Source organism: Streptomyces sp. ActVer (assembly GCF_027270795.1).
Lineage (GTDB): Bacteria > Actinomycetota > Actinomycetes > Streptomycetales > Streptomycetaceae > Streptomyces > Streptomyces umbrinus_A.
In genome coordinates this window covers 1-19,092 of record NZ_JAPWHT010000181.1, presented here as the reverse complement: position 1 = coordinate 19,092, position 19,092 = coordinate 1, and the positions used below count along the sequence as shown (strand labels likewise).

Genomic DNA, 19,092 nt, shown 5'->3' with positions numbered 1-19,092 from the left:
CTGCGGCCGTGGAAGTCGACGGCCACGTCGCGATCCGGGCCGAGCGCCTCACGGGCGGCAGCCACGCGGGCGAGCACCGCGGCGGTTTCGGCGGCGGTGGGGACCGGTGAGGTGGCCCCGGCGGCGTTCATCTTCACCGCGGTGAAGCCCGCTTCGACCTGGGCTGCTATCTGCTCGCTCAGCTCGGCGGGTTCGTCGCCGCCCACCCAGGCGTAGACCCGGACACTGTCGCGCACCGGACCGCCGAGCAGGGCGTGCACAGGGGCTCCGTACGCCTTCCCGGCTATGTCCCACAGGGCCTGGTCGAGGCCGGCGACGGCGCTGGAGAGGACCGGGCCGCCCCGGTAGAAGCCGCCCTTGGTGAGGACCTGCCAGTGGTCCTGGATGCGCAGCGGGTCCTGGCCGACGAGGTATTCGGCCAGGACGTCGACGGCGGCCCGGACGACTTCGGCGCGCCCCTCGACGACCGGTTCTCCCCAGCCGACCACGCCCTCGTCGGTCTCGACGCGGCAGAACAGCCAGCGGGGCGGGACCAGGAAGGTTTCGATTCGGGTGATCTTCACTGAGACCGGGAGCCTTCCGCTTCTTCGGAGTCGCCGACACGGTCCAGATCGCGGCCGGCCTGGTCGAGCAGGGCACGCATCGCGGCCTCGGCGGCCCCCGGGTCCCGGTCGCGTACGGCGTCCAGGACGGCGCGGTGGGCCGGGACCGGGTCCTCGCTGTGCGGGGAGCTGTGCACGATGCGGTCGCGGTGGGCCAGGCCCGACTCGATGACCATCTCCATACGTTCGAGGAGTTCGTTGTGGGTGGCGTTGAGCAGGGCGCGGTGGAAGGCGAGGTCGGCCTCGACGGCGTGGGCGGCGTCGTGGTCGTGCTCCCCCATCGCCGCCAGTGCGCCGTCCAGGGCGGCCAGGTCCTCGTCGGTGCGGCGCTCGGCGGCCAGGCGCACGGCGGCGGGTTCGATGATGGCGCGTACTTCGGCGAGGTTGTGCAGCAGCGCCCGGTCGGAGGCGTTGGTGCGGCCGCCCTCGAACTGCCAGCGCAGCACGTCGGCGTCGAGCAGGTTCCACTCGGCGCGGGTGCGCACGAAGGTGCCGCGCCGTTGGCGGGCGTCGACCATTCCCTTGGCGGCGAGCACCTTGAGCGACTCGCGCAGCGCGGTCAGGCTCACGTCCAGCTCGCTCTGCAGCGCCACCAGGTCCAGCGTGGCCCCCTCGGGGATCTCACCGCCCAGGATGCGGCGGGCGAGGAGTTCCACGGTCTGGCCGTGCACGCCGCGACGGGCATAGGGCGTCATGTCGTACAGCCTTTCTGCTGTTGAGGGAGCGTGGTCATGCGGAGGCATTGACGACGCCCCAGCCGCCGTCCACGACGAGACTCGTCCCGGTGATGTAGGAGGCTTCGTCGGCGCTGAGGAACGCGATGGCCGCGGCGACCTCCTCGGGGGAGCCGAAGCGGCGCGCCTGTCCCGGTCCGGGGCCCGTCACGAACTGACCGCCACCATCCGCAACCACGGTCGGTCCGTCGCCGCCATGGTCCGGCTGTCCCTGCTGAACGACAAGACCGGCCATCGCGTCCTGCCGACGCTCTACAGCGACAACTACCTGTGGCTGCTGCCCGGCGAGTCACAGACCGTCACCCTGTCCTGGCCCGCCCGCGCTCTGCCCTCGCACCGCCCGCTCCTGAAGGTGGAGGCGTACAACAGCCGCCCTGCGACAGCGCGCCCGTAGGTCCCTGTCCGACGCACCCCCGGCCAGGTCAGAGGGGCTTGAGCCGGGTGTGCAGGAGGCAGAACTCGTTGCCTTCCGGGTCGGCCAGGGTGTGCCAGTTCTCGGCGCCGGTCTGGCCGACGTCGGCGGGCCTGGCGCCGAGGGCGAGCAGCCGCTCCAACTCGGCGTCCTGGTCGCGGTCGGTGGCGTTGACATCGATGTGCAGTGGGAGCTTCCCCCTGCGCGGGTCGCTGCTGGGGCTCAGGACGAGGGTGGGCTGCGGGCCGCCGAAGCCGGCATCGGGCGGCCCGATCTCGATGCTTCCGTCGTCCTCCCGGTCGAGCTCTACGTAGCCGAGGACCTCGCACCAGAATGCGGCGAGCCGCTCGGGATCGGCACAGTCGAGAACCAGTTCACTGATGCGGCATGCCATGCCGGGGAGTGTACATAGACGGCCCGCGGGTCGGCCGCGGCGCGAGCAATCGCGAGATCACGGCAGGGACGTACGCGCTCAGTCGCGTGCCGGGGAAGCGAGCGCCTCCGCGCGCTGTGCGAGCCGCTTGAGGGCCACCTCGCCCCAGGTCAGGTTGTCCCGTTCGAGGGACAGGCCCCGCAGGCAGGTGAGATAGGGGCCGATGCGCTCGGCGGTGGTGAAGTACTCGTCCTCGGTACGTCCGGCCAACAGCCATTCCCGTACCCGCTCATAGCGCGCGATCTTGGTCGCGGCCAGTTCCATGCGCTGGGCGATGGCGGTTCGTACGGCCTCCATGTCACCGACGTCCACGCACTGCACCTTGACCAGCAACTCGTCCCGGATCGCGGTCGGTTTGGCGGGAGGTTCGGCGGTGTAGGCCCGTACGGCGGCAAGGCCTTCCTCGGTGAGCGAGAACAGCCGCTTGTTCGGACGGCGCTCCTGCTGAACGACGCGGGCGGCGACGAGGCCCTCGCCTTCCATACGCTCCAGCTCGCGGTAGATCTGCTGCGGTGTGGCCATCCAGAAGTTGGCGACCGACGCCTCGAACCCCTTGGCAAGGTCGTACCCCGACGCCTCACCCTCCAGAAGCGCCGCCATCACCGCGTTGCGAAGAGCCATGAATCCAACCTAACAGCCTGTTGATTACTCAATGCGACGACTATGAACGGGGCCCCGCGGGCGGCCTGCGACGCTTGCCCTTGCACTTGTCCTTGCCGGAAGGCGTTGTTCAGGAGGGGCCCTCGATGGCCTGGGTCACCGGAAGCAGGGTGGGCCGCTTGGCCTCCCGGCCGTCGCCGGACGAGCGGCCGCGCACGCGGCGGGCGAGCCAGGGTCCGAGGAAGGAGCCGGCCCAGCGCAGCTCGGTCCCGACGACTCGCAGCCTCGAATGCCTGGGCGCGTCGTCGGACAGAGGCCGGATCCAGGTGTCGTCGCTTCCCGGTACGGCGAGTGCCTCCGCGACCGCGGCGGCGATCAGGGCATGCCCGCGCGGGCTCGCATGCAGCCGGTCGGGGCTCCACAGCCGGAGGTCGGTGACCACCGGGTGAGACTCCGCGTCGGCCACCACGACACCGTGGCGTCGGGCCGCCTCGCGAATGCGGCTGTTCAGAGCGGTGACCCGGTGGGCGATGGGTCTGGCGGCGGGGACGATCCGCGCGAAGTCGGGGAAGGTCAGCGTCGCGACGCGGGCACCGCTCCCGGTGAGCGCGGCGAACATCGCCTCCAGGTGCTCGGCCACCTCGTCCGCGTCGAAACTGGGACGCAGCACGTCGTTGACACCGGCGACGACCGTCGCCAGATCCGGGCGCAGTGCCAGCGCGGGCTCCAACTGCTCCGAGCGCACCTCACCCGCGAGACGCCCACGGACGGCGAGGTTGGCGTACAGGAGCCCGGGGTCGGTCCGCGCGATCTGCTCGGCGAGCCGGTCCGCCCACCCTCTCGGATTCCCGGTGCCGTCGTCGTCGCCGAGGCCCTCGGTCTGACTGTCACCCAGAGCGACGTACCGCGCGTAGCCACTTTTCGCCATGGTCGCCCGCCTTCTCCCAGCCCAGACCCCCCGCTACCGACTGAGCGAGAGCGGATAACTAATTAGTCGTCTATTAAGATAGTTGACTATCCCAGGAAGTGCACAACTCATACGGGGACAAGGCTCCTGATGCGAGCCGGAGCTCTTGACGCCAACCGCATGGCTGCGTAGACACCGGCTGAAGTCGACCAACGAATGGGTGCCCTGGAAGGAGATCAACAACTACTACCCGTTCTCGGTCGGAGCCGTCCCCAACACCACTGCCTACAAGCAGGCGCTGCGGCTGTACGACGACCCGGCCCAGTATCCGATCTTCCCGTTCTACACGGCCAACCAGGTCGACAAGAAGGCGGCCGCCGACGCGGGCAACCCGGGCTCGAACAACTTCTCCACCATCAACTCGACCGTCCAGTTCCGGCTGTACTCGTCGGTGTTGCGCAACTACTCCAACTCCTGGATGAGCGCGACCGACTACAAGAAGCTCCTGTACTGGAACACCTGGGCGCAGTACGTCGGCGGCAACACCCAGTGGCCGGACGCCAACGAGTTCTGGGCCGACTGGAACGGCAGCTCGATCGACTACCGCTCCTGGATCCACCACAACATCCTGGGCAGCAGCAACTGGACCGTGATCGAGGACGTCGCCGGTCTGCGGCCCCGTAACGACGCCAAGGTCGAGCTCTCCCCCATCGACATCGGCTGGAGCCACTTCACCGTCAACAACCTCCGCTACCGGGGCGCCGATCTCTCCATCGTCTGGGACGACCCGGCCGACGGCGTGGTGCGCTACCCCGGCGTGCCCGAGGGGTACTCGATCTACGTCAACGGCAGCCGGGCCGCCACCGTCAGCTCGCCCGTGCCCTTCACCTGGGACCCGGCCACCGGTGACGTCACCACGAGCGGCACGGTCACCAACCACACGTCCGTCGCCGGGCTGGAGGCCCCCAACCAGGTCGTGCAGAACAGCCCCCAGATGGTTGACATGCTCGCCAAGGCCGGCGTCGACCTGACCGCCGACCTCACCAACCTCGCGTCCGGGGCGACCGTGTCCGCCTCCCACACCGGGTCCGGCAGCGCCGCCTCCGGCGCGGTCGACGGCTACCCCACCAACGAACCCTTCTGGGGCGCGGGCGGCTCCCCCAACAGCCAGGACTGGTACGAGCTGAACCTCGGCGCCGCCCGCACGCTCAACGAGGTGCGCCTGTACTTCAAGGACAGCCGCCCGGCCAGTACCACCTACCGGGCTCCGTCCGCGTACACCATCCAGTACTACAACGGCAGTTCATGGGTGAGCGCACCCGGGCAGGCCAAGAGTCCGGCCGCGCCCCGGGCCAACTACAACGTGGTGCAGTTCCCGGCGATCAGCGCCCAGCGCATACGGGTTCTGGCCACCAACGCGTCCGGGGCGAAGACGGGCCTCACCGAGGTCAAGGTGTTCAACCGGGGCGGCGTTCAGCCACCGGTCAATCAGGCGGGGTCCGCGACGACGTCCGCGTCGTACACCTCCTCCTGGGAGACCGTCACCGCGGTCAACGACGGGATCGATCCGCCGTCGTCCAACGACACCGTGAATCCGCGCTGGGGGACCTGGCCGGAGACCGGCCAGCAGTGGGCCGAGTTGACCTGGCCGTCCGCGAAGACCCTCGACAGGGCCGAGGTGTACTTCTTCGACGACGACCAGGGCATCGACATGCCCGCCTCGTGGAAGCTGCAGTACTGGAACGGCAGCGCCTACGTCGACGTGCCCGGTGCGGGCGGCTACCCGCTGGCCAAGAACCAGTACAACACCGTCACCTTCACCGCCACGAGCACCACACGGCTACGGGTGCTCCTCACCGGGAACGGCACCGACTCCGTGGGGCTTCTGGAGGCGAAGGCGTACGGCCCGAGCACGATCACCAAGCGATGAAGGGGGTGCCCAAGTGACTCGTTCCAGATGCCTGTCCGTGCTCACCGCCGTGCTCACCATGGTGATCGCCTTCCTGGTGGCACCGCCGCACGCGGCCGCCGCCGTCACGTTCACCTCGACGGGAGTGAACCAGAACGGCTCCAACTGCCTTGACGTACCCGGCAGTTCGACGACCAGCGGAACACAGCTCCGCGCCAACACATGCGCTTCCGGTACGAGCCAGTCCTTCGGCTTCACCCCGGTCGCGGGGACGTCCGACACCTACACGATCAGTACGCACGCCTCCGGCCAGTGTGTCGACGTGTACGGCGCGTCCACCGCGGACAACGCCACGATCATCCAGTGGACCTGCCACAACGGAACGAACCAGCAGTGGCGGCTCGTGCCCGTGACCGTCGGTGGAACCGACAGGACGTTCAACCTCGTCTCCGTCGGCTCCGGCAAATGCGTCGTGCCGAGCGGTGGTTCGTCGGCCTCGAACACAGGCCTGGTGCAGTTGCAGTGCGGTACGGGGAACGGCAGGGTGTGGCGCCTGCCCGGCTTCACCGGCGGCGGCACGGGCCCGGGCACGTTCACCAACCCGCTCTCCCGGCGCGGACCCGACCCCTGGCTGACGTACTACGACGGCTACTACTACCTCGCCACGACCACCTGGAACTCGACGGTCACCATGCGCAAGGCCAGCACCCTGGCGGGCCTCGCCGCGGCCTCCGACCAGGTGATCTTCAACCTCACCAGGCCCAACGGGGCCGGCACGATGTGGGCTCCGGAGTTCCACCTGCTCGACGGTCCCAACGGGAAGCGGTGGTACTTCTACTACACGGCCGGGCGGGAGCCGTACGACCTGGGCACCCAGCGGATCCATGTCCTGGAGAGCGCGGGCCTGGACCCGATGGGCCCCTACAGCTTCAAGGCCGACCTGCTCGACCCGACCCAGGACAACACCTGGGAACTGGACCCCGGCATCCTGCAGTTGAACGGACAGCTCTACCTCCTCGGCACGTTCTACAACGGCTCGCAGCCCATGTTCATCCGGCCGCTGTCGAACCCATGGACCGCGAGCGGCACACGCCGGGTGCTGTCCACTCCCACCTACAGCTGGGAGACGGTGGGCGGCGCGGTCAACGAGGGCGCCGAGGTCCTCCAGCGGGGCGGCAGGACGTTCATCGTCTACTCCGCCAGTCACTGCTCCACGCCCGACTACAAGCTGGGGATGCTCACGTACAACGGAGGTGACCCGCTCAACTCCTCCTCCTGGGTCAAGTCACCGAACCCGGTCTTCCAGCGGTCCAACGCCAACGGTGTGTACGGGCCCGGCCACAACGGCTTCTTCAAGTCGCCGGACGGGGCCGAGGACTGGATCGTCTACCACGCGAACAACTCCGCGGGCGGCGGCTGCGACATGAACCGGTCCACGCGGGCGCAGAAGTTCACCTGGAACGCCGACGGCACGCCGAACTTCGGCACACCGGTGGCCCTCGGCGTCACGCTGACGGCGCCGTCGGGCGAGTAACGGTCGCTTCGGAACCAGTGGCTTCGCTCGCTCCGCAGACCGTCGGTTCGGGAACCACCACTTCCCGGAGCGTCGGTTTGCGGAGCAGGAGCAGCGCCGCGTCGTCGTGCAGCCGACCGCCGACATGCGACAGCAGTTCGTCGTGCAGCGCGGTGAGGGTGCGGGCCGGCTCGTCGGACACGTGGCGTGCCAGCCCATCGGCGAGCTGGTAGAACTCACGGCCGCGGTCGCGGGCCTCGGTGACCCCGTCGGTGTAGAGCAGCAGCTGATCCCCGTCCGTGAACGGCACGATCTCCAGGGCGGGGGTGTGCTTCGTGAGGGCGCGCAGGCCGAGGGGCGGAGCCGGATGCGTGGGCTCCACCGCCTCGACGCCTCCGGACGCGCGTATCAGCAGCGGAGGCGCGTGTCCGCAGTTCACCACCTCCAGCTGCCCTGTCTGTGAGTAACCGGCGACCACGGCGGTGACGAAGTCGTCGCAACCGAGGTTGCGCGCCAGGCTCCGCTCGATCCTGTCTATGACGGCCAGGAGGTCGGGCTCGTCGTAGGCGGCCTCACGGAAGACACCGAGCACCAGAGCGGCGGTCCCCACGGCCGGGAGTCCCTTGCCCCGCACATCGCCGACGATCAGCCGCACTCCGTACGGGGTCGGTATCAGTGCGTAGAGATCCCCGCCGATACGGGCCTCGGCCGCAGCGGCGCTGTAGCGGACGGCCACCTGGAACGGGCCGACGGTCGCCGGTACGGGTTTGAGCAGCGCGTGCTGGGCGGTCTCCGCGACCGAGCGGACGGCGGCGAGCACCCGGTCACGGCGCCCGCGCAGCGCGCTGGCCAGGCCACTCGCCACGGTGACGGCGGCCAGGGCGCACAGTACGGCCGCCAGCTGGCCGCCCGGAACGCCGTCCCGGGTGCCGAGCGTCGCACCGAGGACCGCGGCGAGGACACCGACGCACACGACACCGCGCGGCCCGTTCGTGGTGGCGGCCAGCGCGGGCCCCGCCGCGAGGAGGGGCAGCCAGACCATCCCGGCTCCGCCGACGAAGTCCGCGAGCACGACGACGGAGACGATCAGCACGGGCAGTACGTGCAGTACCGGCATCCCGACGGCAAGCCGCGCGGTGGCCCGGCCGCGTGCCGAAGCCCCGGGATCGGTCACTCGGTTCCTGAGTGTCCGTATGGACCAGTGGTTGCCGCCATGATCACGGGCCTGACTCATACTTCGTCCGCTGTCCTCACCTGTGCACGGCGCACATTCCTGGAATGTCGGTTTCATCCAGGAAACGGTGTTGGCGCGGGCGTCACAAGAAGCGGATTTTCAGATAGTGAGCGACAGGCTCCTGGTCACGCGGTTCGCGGTCGGGATCAGCCGTTCCCGGATGTCCTGCAGCCGGGAGAGCCGGTCGACCGGCATCGAGACACCGAGCGAGCCGAGCGTGTCCCCGCTGTAGACGGGCACGGCGACACAGACCGTGCCCAGGGCGTACTCCTCCAGGTCCGTGACGGCCGGGGCCGCGGGCGAGGTGTCCAGGCGCCGGAGCAGTTCCGGCCTGCTGGTGATCGTCCGTGGTGTGAGGTCGGCGAGGTGGTGCCTGGAGAGGTAGTCCTTGCGGTTCTCCTCATCCAGTTCCCTGAGCACGGCCTTGCCCAGCGCGGTGGCATGGCCCGCGTCCTCGAACCCCACCCAGAGGTCGACGCGGGGCGCCCGGGGGCCGTCGACGATCTCGGCGACCCGGATCTCGCCCTCCTCGTAGAAGGTGAGGTAGGCGGCGGTCGTGAGCTCGTCGCGCAGCGCGGCGAGCGTGGGGCGGACCCGGCTGGGCAGCGCCTGGCCACGCCCCGTGCTCTGCATCACCTGCAGTTTGTCGCCCAGGACGAAGCCGCCGTCGTCCAGCTTCCGCAGGTATCCGTCGTGGACCAGCGTCCGCAGCAGGTGATAGGCGGTGGCCAGGGGCAGGCCCGTCTCGCGGGCCAGCTGCTTCGCGGGCGCCCCGTTCTGGTGCGCGCTGACGGCCTCCAGGAGGCGGAAGGCCCGCTGGACGGACGTGATGAGGGTGGGGCCGTCGTGCTCGCCCATGACACCAGCGTGCGCCGGACGGGCGACGGGGGCAAGGCGAGCAGAGCCCTACGCGCGAGTGACGAGGATCCCGTCGGTGTCGCTGTAGAGGTGGCAGCCGGGCTTGAACGTCACTCCGCCGAAGGAAACCTCGACGTCCCTGTCCCCGACACCCTCCTTGCGGCTCTTCCGGGGGTTGGATCCCAGGGCCTTCACGCCAATGTTGATCTTCGACAGCGCCTCGACATCGCGGACGGCGCCATTGATGACGACACCCTCCCAGCCGCTGGACGCACCCAGGTCCGCGATGAGGTCCCCCATCAGAGCGGCGGCCAGCGAGCCACCACCGTCGACGACGAGCACCCGCCCCGCGCCGGGCTCCCCGAGGGTGGCCTTGAGGATCACGTTGTCCTCGTGGCATCGCACCGTCGTGACGGCACCCTCGAACGACGTCCGGGCACCGAAGAGCCGGAACTGGGTGGTGCACGACTGGAGGTCGTCCCCGTGCTCGTCGTAGAGGTCGGCTGTGGGCTTCATCGGATTCCCCTCGCTGAGACTCAGGTGACCTGGGGCGGCCCGTCGGCGCTCGACAAGCCGCGGCCCAAAGCCTACGGGGACACGGTGAGGGCCCGGCGGGCAGGACATTCCGTCAGCGGTCAACCCCCCTGGTGGCAGGCAGGCACTGCCGAGATCGGCACTGTTCCTGAGGCCAGGAAGAACGTGACGGCATAGGTGAAGCGTCCGGTGCGGACCGCCTGATCGAACTGGGCGACGAACCTGTCGGCGTCGGCAGCGTCGAGGTGTCCGCGCGCGGCAGCGGTGTGGGCCCAGCTCCGGAGTCCCATCACGTTGTCGACAGCCGTCGGGTCGCGGACGACGAGCGTGCGGGCCTCCACCGCGATGTCTTCCAGGGCGCGGGCGGCGAGCATGCCCGCATGCCGATGGGCGAGCGTGCCGTTGCGCAGGTTGACCTCGGCGCGGAAGCGCAGCACCTGGGCGGCGAGGTGCTGGTCCTCGATGTCGAGGACCTGGGTGGTGTAGTCGGGGTCGGCCAGCACGATCCGGCCGCCGGGCCGGACCACGCGGTACATCTCATCGACCACCCGCGCCGGAGCCTTCACGTGCTGGAGCACGCGATCCGCCCAGGCGCCGTCGAAGCACGAGTCCTGGAACGGGAGCCGGTGCCCGTCCGCCACGACTACGTGTCCGAGGCCGGCCCCCTTCATCGCGGTGGCCATCGTCAGGGAAGTGTCCGCTCCGACGACCCGTGCTCCCGATTCGGCGCCCAGAGCCAGTGCGCCGTCCCCCGCTCCGGCGCCCACGTCGAGGAATCGGCCGCCGGGACGGGCGTGCAGGAGTTCTCGCAGCCGTTTTTTGTAGGCCCCGTAGAACGGCTCGGCGGCCAGCCGCTTCAGGACCTCGACGAGCTCGGACGGCCGGGCCTGGCTGTCGACCGCGGTGAAGGCGTGTGGCACGTGGCGGCGGCTCATGGGTGAAAACTAGCGCTGAGCGGGACAGTCGTGGACTCCCCCGTCGGGCTGGACGGATCGGTCGGCGTGATCACCGTGCCGGTCGGCGGTCGGCGGTCGGCGAGCCTGTAGCCTGCGCGGGCCCCCGCAGGGGGGCTCTCAAGAGGGCTCTCAGGACACTGAGCCGACTCGCGCGCACCCTGTGCTTCTGCTCACACCGCCTTCGCCTCCTGTAATTTACTAGGACGTCCTACTATTTAATCAGTCAGCGTTCCCCTGACCTGTCTGGGAAGGCCCCCATGAGCGACCTGCACCGCCCCGTGCACCCCATCCGTCTGGTCACCGCGTCGGCGCTGTTCGACGGGCATGACGCCTCGATCAACATCATGCGGCGGATCTTCCAGTCCCAAGGGGCCGAGGTGATCCATCTCGGGCACAACCGGTCGGTGCAGGAGGTCGTGGACGCGGCACTTGAGGAAGACGCGCACGGCGTGGCGGTCTCGTCCTACCAGGGCGGGCACGTGGAGTACTTCGAGTACCTGGTCGACTCGCTGCGCCGGCAGGGAGCCGAGCACGTACGCGTGGTGGGCGGCGGGGGCGGCGTCATCGTGCCCGAGGAGATCACCCGGCTGCGCAACAGCGGGGTGACCATCTTCTCCCCGGAGGACGGCCAGCGCATGGGCCTCGCCGGGATGGTCAACACGGTGGTGAAGGACTGCGACTTCGACCTCTGGGACGGCAAGCCCGCCGACGCGGCCGCCGTCCTGGCGGGCGACCGGTTCGCGATCGCCCGCGCCATCACCGGTGCGGAACTCGGCAAGCTGCCCACGGATCTCCTGGAGCAACTGCGTGCCGCCGGGGCCGTACGCAGCACGCCGGTGGTCGGCATCACCGGCACCGGCGGCTCGGGCAAGTCGTCGCTCACCGACGAGCTGGTGCGCCGGTTCCGTCTCGACCAGCAGGACAAGCTGCGGATCGCGGTGATCGCGGTCGACCCGACCCGCCGTCGTGGCGGTGGTGCGCTGCTCGGTGACCGGATCCGGATGAACTCCCTCGACGGGAACCGGATCTTCTTCCGGAGCCTGGCCACCCGCGGCAGTCACGAGTTGCCCGAGCACCTGTCCGAGGTGATCGACGTGGTCAAGGCCGCCGGCTTCGACCTGGTGATCGTGGAGACGCCGGGCATCGGCCAGGGCGACGCGGCGATCGTGCCGTTCGTGGACACCTCGATGTACGTGATGACGCCGGAGTTCGGCGCCGCCTCGCAGCTGGAGAAGATCGACATGCTCGACTTCGCCGACGTCGTGGCGATCAACAAGTTCGAGCGGCGCGGCGCCAAGGACGCGCTGCGCGACGTGGGCCGCCAACTGGTCCGTAACCGCGAGGCGTTCGGGAAGCGGCCCGAGGACATGCCGGTCATCGGCACCTCGGCGGCCACGTTCAACGACGACGGTGTCACCGCGCTCTACCAGTACGTGAAGGCGGCACTCGCCGAGCACGGACTGCCGTTGTCCGAGGGCACGCTGGCGGCGGTCGACGTGCGCCACTCCTCCGGTATCCGGCAGGTCGTTCCCGCGGACCGGGTGCGCTACCTCGCCGAGATCACCGACTCGGTCCGCGGGTACCACGCCGCCACCGAGCTGCTGGCCGAGGCAGCCCGGCGCGTTCAGCGCCTGGAGGCCGTCGAGGGCGAGCTGGTCGCGGCCGGCTCCGAGGCGGGGAACGTCCAGTCGCTGCTCGACGGCGCCCGCAAGCAGCTCCCGCAGGACGTCAGGGAGCAGATCGCCAACTGGCCCGCCGTCGTGGCCTCGTACTCCGGCGACGAGCTGGTCGTGAAGGCGCGGGACAAGGAGATCCACACCCGGCTGACGCGCGAGTCGCTTTCGGGCAACAAGATCCCGCGCGTCTCACTGCCCCGGTTCGCCGATCACGGGGAGCTGGTGCGGTTCTGGCGCCGGGAGAACCTGCCCGGCCACTTCCCGTTCGCCGCCGGGGTGTTCCCCTTCAAGCGCGACGGTGAGGACCCGGCGCGGATGTTCGCCGGCGAGGGAGATCCGTTCCGCACCAACCGACGCTTCAAGCTGCTGTCCGAGGGCCAGCCGGCCACCCGGCTGTCCACCGCCTTCGACTCGGTCACCCTCTACGGCCGCGACCCGGACGAGCGTCCCGACATCTACGGCAAGGTCGGCACCTCGGGCGTGTCGGTGGCGACCCTGGACGACATGAAGACGCTGTACGACGGCTTCGACCTGATCGCGCCGACGACCTCGGTGTCGATGACGATCAACGGCCCGGCCCCCACCGTGCTGGCGTTCTTCCTCAACACCGCCATCGACCAGCAGATCGAGAGGTTCCGCACCGCCGAGGGCCGTGACCCCTCCCCCGAGGAGACGGACGAACTGCGCGCGCACGCACTGGCGAACGTGCGTGGCACGGTGCAGGCCGACATCCTCAAGGAGGACCAGGGGCAGAACACCTGCCTGTTCTCCACCGAGTTCAGCCTGCGGATGATGGCGGACATCCAGGAGTGGTTCATCGCCAACAAGGTGCGCAACTTCTACTCGGTGTCCATCTCCGGCTACCACATCGCCGAAGCCGGGGCGAACCCCATCAGCCAGCTCGCCTTCACCCTCGCCAACGGCTTCACGTACGTGGAGGCGTACCTCGCGCGGGGCATGCACATCGACGACTTCGCCCCCAACCTGTCGTTCTTCTTCTCCAACGGCATGGACCCGGAGTACTCGGTCCTGGGGAGGGTCGCCCGCCGGATCTGGGCCGTCGCGATGAAGGAGAAGTACGGGGCCAACGAGCGCAGCCAGAAGCTGAAGTACCACGTCCAGACCTCAGGACGCTCCCTGCACGCACAGGAGATGGACTTCAACGACATCCGCACCACCCTGCAGGCGCTCATCGCCATCTACGACAACTGCAACAGCCTGCACACCAACGCCTACGACGAGGCTGTGACCACCCCCACCGAGGACTCCGTCCGCCGGGCCCTGGCCATCCAGTTGATCATCAACAGGGAATGGGGCCTGGCGATGAACGAGAACCCCCTCCAGGGCTCGTTCATCATCGACGAGCTCACCGATCTGGTCGAAGAGTCCGTCCTCCAGGAGTTCGAGCGGATCAGCGAGCGGGGCGGCGTGCTCGGCGCCATGGAGACCGGCTATCAGCGCGGTCGTATCCAGGACGAGTCGATGCTCTACGAGCAGCGCAAGCACGACGGCACCCTGCCCCTGATCGGCGTCAACACCTTCCGCAACCCGCACGCGGACACCGCCGAACCCGTCGTCATCGAGCTGGCCCGCGCCACGGAGGACGAGAAGCAGTCCCAGCTGGAGCGCGTGCGCGACTACCAGTCCCGCCACCGCGACCCGGCCCACGCGGCCCTGGCCGCCCTCAAGGACACCGCCGTGAGCGGTGACAACGTCTTCGCCGTCCTCATGGAGACCGCCCGGGTCTGCTCACTCCAGCAGATCACCGACGCCTTCTTCGAGGTGGGGGGCCAGTACCGCCGCAACGTCTGATCCGGCACCGGTCAGCAACCCTCAAGAGCCTCGCTCCACCCAGCCGGCCCGGTGGAGCGGATCAGCCTGGGATCGGGCTGGCGGACGGGACACGCGGTGGCGTCGAACCACTCGACGCCTCACCGCGCCATCGCCTCCAACCAGAACGCCTTGCCCTTCGAGGTGTTCTCGGACAGGTCGATCGGGCAGCCCCTGGGTGCGCAGCCGCTCGCCCGTGAACTCCCCCTTCGCGGTGTGGGCCTGACTGCTGTCGTCGTCGATCGTGGCACCACGAGGGACGCCGAGAGCCTTGACGTGCAGAGGGGGCGACCACAGAATGACCGCACACTCTGACAACGTTGTCGAAAGGTTGCGTCCATGCCGCAGCGCGCCGTGGGGTTCACACGCCGTCAAACCATGCAACTCCTCGGCGCTTCCGGCATCATGACCGGCCTCCCGCTCGCCCTCGGTTCGGGCCGGGCCTCAGCCGCGACAACCGCGGCCGCCCCAGGAGGCGCCCCTGTCTCCGACACGTACTACCGCGTGCTGCTCTCCCACACCCGGTGGTCGGAGCAGCAATGGGACCCGGCCCAGGGCCACTACACCGACAAGGACTTCGGCTTCGCCGTCGTACTCGGCAACGCCGTCCTGCTGACCCGGGGCCCGTACGACGCCGGGCGTGCCGGAGTCGACAAGGACACCCTGCGCGCCAGGACCGTCGCCACCGTGAAGCACTTCGCGGCGTCCAACCGGCTGACCGGCGGCACCAAGTGGGGGCGGCGGCTGTTCTGGGACACCACGTTCCAGTCGTACTTCGTGCTCGCGGCCCGCCTGTTGTGGGACGACCTCGATGAGGCGACGCGCCGCAATGTCGACACCATCGCCCGCGAACAGGCGCAGTTCACCACGCAGTTGGGCACGGGCGACGATCCCGACTCCGGCAGCTGGACCCCGCACGGCCTGAGCGGGGGATTCGAAGGCGACACCAAGTTGGAGGAGATGGGGGTCTACACCCAGTCGCTGGCCCCCGGTCTGGCCTGGGCGAGCGACGATCCGCGGTACGAGGCCTGGCGCGCCGCGTTCGGCCGGTGGAGCCGCAACGAGGCGGGGCTGCCGGCCGCCGACCTCGCCAACCCGGCGCGCGTGGACGGGGTCGCCGTCAGCGCGAACACCGCTCAGAACCTCTATGACACGTTCATCGTCGAGAACCACGGTTCGTTCGGCCCGCACTATCAGGAAGAACTCTGGCGTACTTCGGGACGCAACAGCGCGCACTTCCTCGCCGCGGGCCGCGCTCTGCCCGAGGTGTTCACGGCACAGCCGAACGCCGGGCCGTTGTGGCGCACCCTGCTCGGCGTGATGAGCGACGCCGGCGAGCCACTGATGCCGATGGTCGCGGATCGCGAACACCTCTACGGGCGGGACGTCATTCCGCTCGCCTTCCTGGCCCAGGTCGTCGGCGACCGTGCGGCGGCCCGCTGTGAAGTGGCCCTCGCCGAGCGCCTGGAGGCGTATCAGGAGTACCCGCCGCAGTACCGCCTCGCGAAGTTCTCGGGCGAGTCCAAGTACGAGCCGGAGGCCCGGGCCGAACTGGCCATCAGCTACCTGCTGCACGAGTGGCGGGCCCGGTCGGGGCAGGCACCCGTGCGTCCCCTGTCGCAGCGCGAGCTCTTCGAGCGGGCGAGCGGCGTCACCGACTACGGCCCGGGGCCCGGCCTCGTCTCCCATCAGTCGCCGGGCGCGTGGTCCGGTGCGGTCAGCAAGTCCGGCTTCGTGAAGTTCGCCTGGCAACCGGCCCATGACGACTGGCTGTTCGCACTCAGCGGTCCGACCCCGATGTTCCTGCCGAGCACCGGCGCCAAGGTCACCGGGCGTTCGGTCGTCACGTACTCGCGGACGCGGGACGGGTTCGACGGCAGCGCGAGCCTGCTCACGCTGGACCGGGGGTACGCGGGGTTCACCACGCTGCCGTCCGGCGCCGTCGTGTACGCGACCTCCGGGACGGCGTACGGCGAGGGCCACTTGGAGGTACGCAACCTGACCATGCCCGGCATGCCGGGGCTGGACGGGAAGCGCATCTATCGTGCGGCCGAGGGAAGCACGACGGTCGTGGCCGGGAGCGGTGGCACGTCCGCCGGCCCACGCGTCGACGAACTCACTTTTCCTCGCGCCCGGTTCCGTCATCTGCGCATGCTCGGGATGCGCCCCGACCCGTCGTACGGCTATTCGCTGTACGCCTTCGAGATACGTGACGGAGCCCCGGGCGGCGACCTGGCGCGCGAGGCCGGTTCGGCGGCCTCCGCCTCCTCCTTCGACCCGGGCAAGGAGCCCGGGCTCGCCGTCGACGGTAACGCCACCAGCCGCTGGGCGGTGTCGCGCGCGGACCGTCCACGGGCGGACAGCTGGATCGCGGTCGACCTGGGCGCGGCTCGGGACGTGGACAGGGTGACGCTTCGCTGGGAGGCCGCGGCGGGCCGTGCGTACCGGATACAGGGATCGGCCGACGGGCAGCAGTGGACCGACCTGAGCGCCTGGCCGCGACCGGACCTCACCAGCCGCGGCGGATGGCTGGACATCGACGGCCGCGCGGGTCTCCTCGTGCGAGGCGGCGCCAACCCGATCTCGGTGTACGGAGACACGGTCGTCCTCTCCGACGGACCGGCCGAGAGCGTGCTCATCGAGGCACTCCCCCGCGCAACCCCCGAGGAACTGCGTACCGCGGCCGCCCGCAGGACCCCTTCGACGCAGTCCGCACAGGTGAAGGCAGCTCTCACCGACCACTACCTGAGCCTGTTCAACCTTTCGTCGGACTCCGTGACCACCACCGTGACGATCCCGGGTTCGCCTGCCTCGGGGATCCGTCTCTACCAAGGCGTTCAGACCGTCACCGAATCGGGCACGGCCCTCCACGCCGAACTGGCCGCCGCCTCTGCCGCCCTGGCGCCTGCGCGCCTCGTCCTCTCCGGCGGCCGCATACCTGTCGGGCTCCGCGCCGAGGTGCGCGACGGCCGCACCGTACGGCTCTCCGGCCCCTCCTGCCACGTCACCGTCTCGGCACAGGGCAGGAGCGTCGATGCCACGGTCCGGGCGGGCCGCACCACCACCGTCACCGTGCCGCGTGCCACGGCCTACCCCCTCGCCGACCTGGCACTCGGCCGCACCACCTTCCCGACCGCGCCGTTGCCACCCGGCATGACGGACCCCAGGGCCGCGGTCGACGGCGACGCGGGCACCGCATGGAAGCCCGGTCCCGACGGGCGCATGGTCGTCGACCTGGGCTCCGAACAGCACATCACCGAGATCCGGACCCAGTGGCGAGGAGGCCATGCCCCGGCGTCCCAGGTCGAGTTCAGCCTGGACGGCCGTACGTACAGCGGCGCGGCGCGGCTGTCGGCGCGTGGCGTCCTGCGCACCGACCGCACCGCCCGCTACGTGGCACTACGGGTCATCACATCGGCCGCGCGCGCTGCCTCACTCATCGCCCTCACTGTCGGGCAGGAGTGACCGCACCGAACACCTCGGGGGGCGAGGACGTTGCCTCGCCCCTTCAGCAACACCCGCCGTCGGCACCGCCGTTGACCGCTTCGAGGCGGCAGAAGCAGGACGCCTCTACCGGTACGTCCGCCAACGCCGTGGCGATCCTCAGTTGCTGGGCAACGATCTGTGCCTCCCCCGCCTTGCCCAGCCGGGCGAGGCATTCGTGGAAGCCGTGCAGGGCCCAGACGTTGCCGGGGTGCTGGAGGGCGCGCGGAAGTGTGTCGTCCAGGCCCAGGTCGGCCCGGTAGACGGCTTCGGCCTCCTCGACACGGCCCTGTTCGAGGAGCAGGGCGCCGTACGCGTGCCTGGTGGGCTGCATCCAGCCCCACGGTTCGTCGTAGGGCAGGTTGTCGTCCAGTTCGATGGACCGTTCCAGGGCCGCGAAGGCGGCCTCGTGGTTGCCCTTGCGGTACTCCAGTTCGCCGTCGAGCATCGCCGACGCGATCGCGAGGATGTCGGCGCAGGTGTTGTTGAACAGCATCCGCGTCTCCGGAACCCGGGTGACGGCTTCGCGGAACAGTTCACGTTCGGCCTCGGCCTCGGTGACCCGGCCGGTGGCCGAGAACGCGACACCGCGTGCGTAGTGGAGCATCGCGGTCGTCGCGCAGTACAGCTTCGGGTCGGCGGGCAGCGGCAGTTCCACGATGTCGGACCAGCGGCCGAACCGGATCAGCGCATGGACCCGCATGGCGAGGAATGCCTCAAGCCAGTCCGCCATCGGCGGGGACTGCACCCTCAACAGGTCCTCCGGGATGGAGGCTTCGAGCTGGGCGGCGGTCTCCAGTGCGGTCTTCGACTGGCCGAGGAACATCGCGCCGTAGATCTTGAAGTGGTAGTTGTGCGACCGGTACAGCGTGTAGAAGTTCATCGCGCCGGCCCGCGCGCGGTACTTCTCGTCGGCGACGATCGCCGTGCTGTTGTCGGACACCACGCGCCGGTAGTCGCCGCAGAGCACGTCCAGGTGTGTGGGCATGTGCTGCAGGTGGCCGGCGTCGGGGACCAGGCCGCGCAGCCGGTCCGCGACGGGCAGCGCGGTTTCGGGGGCCGAGGACATCTCCATGAGGTGGATGTACATGTGCAGGATGCCCGGGTGGCGGGCCCCGGCCTCGGTGGCGATCGCCCGTTCCAGGACCGCCTTCGCGTCGAGCGTGCGCGCGCCCTCGGCGGGCTCTCCGGTGCGCAGGTCCCACAGCTGCCACGGGGTGAGGTTCATCAGCGCGTCGGCGTAGAGCGTGGCGATGTCGAGGTCGTCGGGGGCGAGTTCGTACACGGCGCGCATGCTGTCGGCGTAGGGCTCGTTCCACACCGAGCAGTCCTCGACCGCCTCCGCCTGCGGATAGCGGGCCCGCAGCGCGCCGATCAGCGCCTGTTCGACGGGGGTGGCGCCGGCCGCCTT

13 protein-coding genes and 3 pseudogenes are annotated in these 19,092 nt (G+C 69.7%); 5 read left to right on the top strand and 11 right to left on the bottom strand.

The features are described from left to right. From O3Q52_RS27120 to O3Q52_RS27110, 3 genes and pseudogenes are all read right to left on the bottom strand, one after another. The coding region (locus tag O3Q52_RS27120; protein ID WP_332112949.1) for an enolase C-terminal domain-like protein at nucleotides 1-563 on the bottom strand (563 nt) is incomplete at its 3' end. Beyond that, on the bottom strand, nucleotides 560-1,297 hold the full coding sequence (locus O3Q52_RS27115) for a FadR/GntR family transcriptional regulator (protein WP_269651346.1): 738 nt from the start codon (nucleotides 1,295-1,297) through the stop codon (nucleotides 560-562). The genes O3Q52_RS27120 and O3Q52_RS27115, both read right to left, overlap by 4 nt. A gap of 34 nt (nucleotides 1,298-1,331) precedes the next feature. Next, nucleotides 1,332-1,463 (bottom strand): annotated as a pseudogene (locus O3Q52_RS27110) (SDR family oxidoreductase); the annotation flags it as partial. Between O3Q52_RS27110 and O3Q52_RS27105 the strand changes: the two are divergent. Next, a pseudogene (locus O3Q52_RS27105) lies at nucleotides 1,464-1,730 on the top strand (glycoside hydrolase family 2 protein); the annotation flags it as partial. It abuts the pseudogene before it with no gap. Between the two features lie 28 nt (nucleotides 1,731-1,758). Here the strand turns inward: O3Q52_RS27105 and O3Q52_RS27100 are convergent. The 3 genes from O3Q52_RS27100 to O3Q52_RS27090 form a co-directional block, all read right to left on the bottom strand. Next, nucleotides 1,759-2,142, bottom strand: a complete 384-nt coding sequence (locus tag O3Q52_RS27100) for a VOC family protein (protein WP_269651345.1) — start codon at nucleotides 2,140-2,142, stop codon at nucleotides 1,759-1,761. A 78-nt stretch (nucleotides 2,143-2,220) separates the two neighbouring features. Continuing rightward, nucleotides 2,221-2,802, bottom strand: coding sequence for a PadR family transcriptional regulator (locus O3Q52_RS27095; protein WP_200400970.1), 582 nt, complete (start codon nucleotides 2,800-2,802; stop codon nucleotides 2,221-2,223). Nucleotides 2,803-2,911: 109 nt separating this feature from the next. Beyond that, complete coding sequence (locus tag O3Q52_RS27090) at nucleotides 2,912-3,709, bottom strand: SGNH/GDSL hydrolase family protein (protein WP_269651344.1); 798 nt, start codon at nucleotides 3,707-3,709, stop codon at nucleotides 2,912-2,914. 172 nt (nucleotides 3,710-3,881) lie between these two features. Between O3Q52_RS27090 and O3Q52_RS27085 the strand changes: the two are divergent. Then, nucleotides 3,882-5,618 (top strand): annotated as a pseudogene (locus O3Q52_RS27085) (discoidin domain-containing protein); the annotation flags it as partial. A 13-nt stretch (nucleotides 5,619-5,631) separates the two neighbouring features. After that, nucleotides 5,632-7,131 carry a family 43 glycosylhydrolase gene (locus tag O3Q52_RS27080; RefSeq protein ID WP_269651342.1) on the top strand — a complete coding sequence of 500 codons (1,500 nt, stop codon included), beginning with the start codon at nucleotides 5,632-5,634 and terminating at the stop codon, nucleotides 7,129-7,131. On the opposite strand, the gene O3Q52_RS27075 is transcribed toward O3Q52_RS27080, so the two are convergent. The 4 genes from O3Q52_RS27075 to O3Q52_RS27060 all read right to left on the bottom strand — a co-directional run bounded on the left by O3Q52_RS27075 (nucleotide 7,103) and on the right by O3Q52_RS27060 (nucleotide 10,671). Then, entirely contained in the window at nucleotides 7,103-8,227 is a 1,125-nt protein-coding gene (locus O3Q52_RS27075; protein ID WP_269651347.1) for a PP2C family protein-serine/threonine phosphatase, read from the bottom strand. The two genes, O3Q52_RS27080 and O3Q52_RS27075, sit on opposite strands and share 29 nt — an antisense overlap. A gap of 216 nt (nucleotides 8,228-8,443) precedes the next feature. Further along, nucleotides 8,444-9,202, bottom strand: a complete 759-nt coding sequence (locus O3Q52_RS27070) for an IclR family transcriptional regulator (RefSeq protein ID WP_269651341.1) — start codon at nucleotides 9,200-9,202, stop codon at nucleotides 8,444-8,446. A gap of 48 nt (nucleotides 9,203-9,250) precedes the next feature. Further along, nucleotides 9,251-9,718, bottom strand: a complete 468-nt coding sequence (gene rraA / locus O3Q52_RS27065; RefSeq protein WP_269651340.1) for a ribonuclease E activity regulator RraA — start codon at nucleotides 9,716-9,718, stop codon at nucleotides 9,251-9,253. Between the two features lie 119 nt (nucleotides 9,719-9,837). Then, a complete protein-coding gene (locus O3Q52_RS27060; protein ID WP_269651339.1) occupies nucleotides 9,838-10,671 on the bottom strand; it encodes a methyltransferase domain-containing protein in 834 nt (277 codons plus the stop codon). A 278-nt stretch (nucleotides 10,672-10,949) separates the two neighbouring features. Between O3Q52_RS27060 and icmF the strand changes: the two genes are divergently transcribed. Further along, nucleotides 10,950-14,180, top strand: coding sequence for a fused isobutyryl-CoA mutase/GTPase IcmF (gene icmF / locus O3Q52_RS27055; protein ID WP_269651338.1), 3,231 nt, complete (start codon nucleotides 10,950-10,952; stop codon nucleotides 14,178-14,180). A 357-nt stretch (nucleotides 14,181-14,537) separates the two neighbouring features. Beyond that, nucleotides 14,538-17,663, top strand: coding sequence for a discoidin domain-containing protein (locus tag O3Q52_RS27050; protein WP_269651337.1), 3,126 nt, complete (start codon nucleotides 14,538-14,540; stop codon nucleotides 17,661-17,663). Nucleotides 17,664-17,706: 43 nt separating this feature from the next. On the opposite strand, the gene O3Q52_RS27045 is transcribed toward O3Q52_RS27050, so the two are convergent. Then, on the bottom strand, nucleotides 17,707-19,092 hold a 1,386-nt coding region (locus tag O3Q52_RS27045), incomplete at its 5' end, for a hypothetical protein (protein ID WP_269651336.1).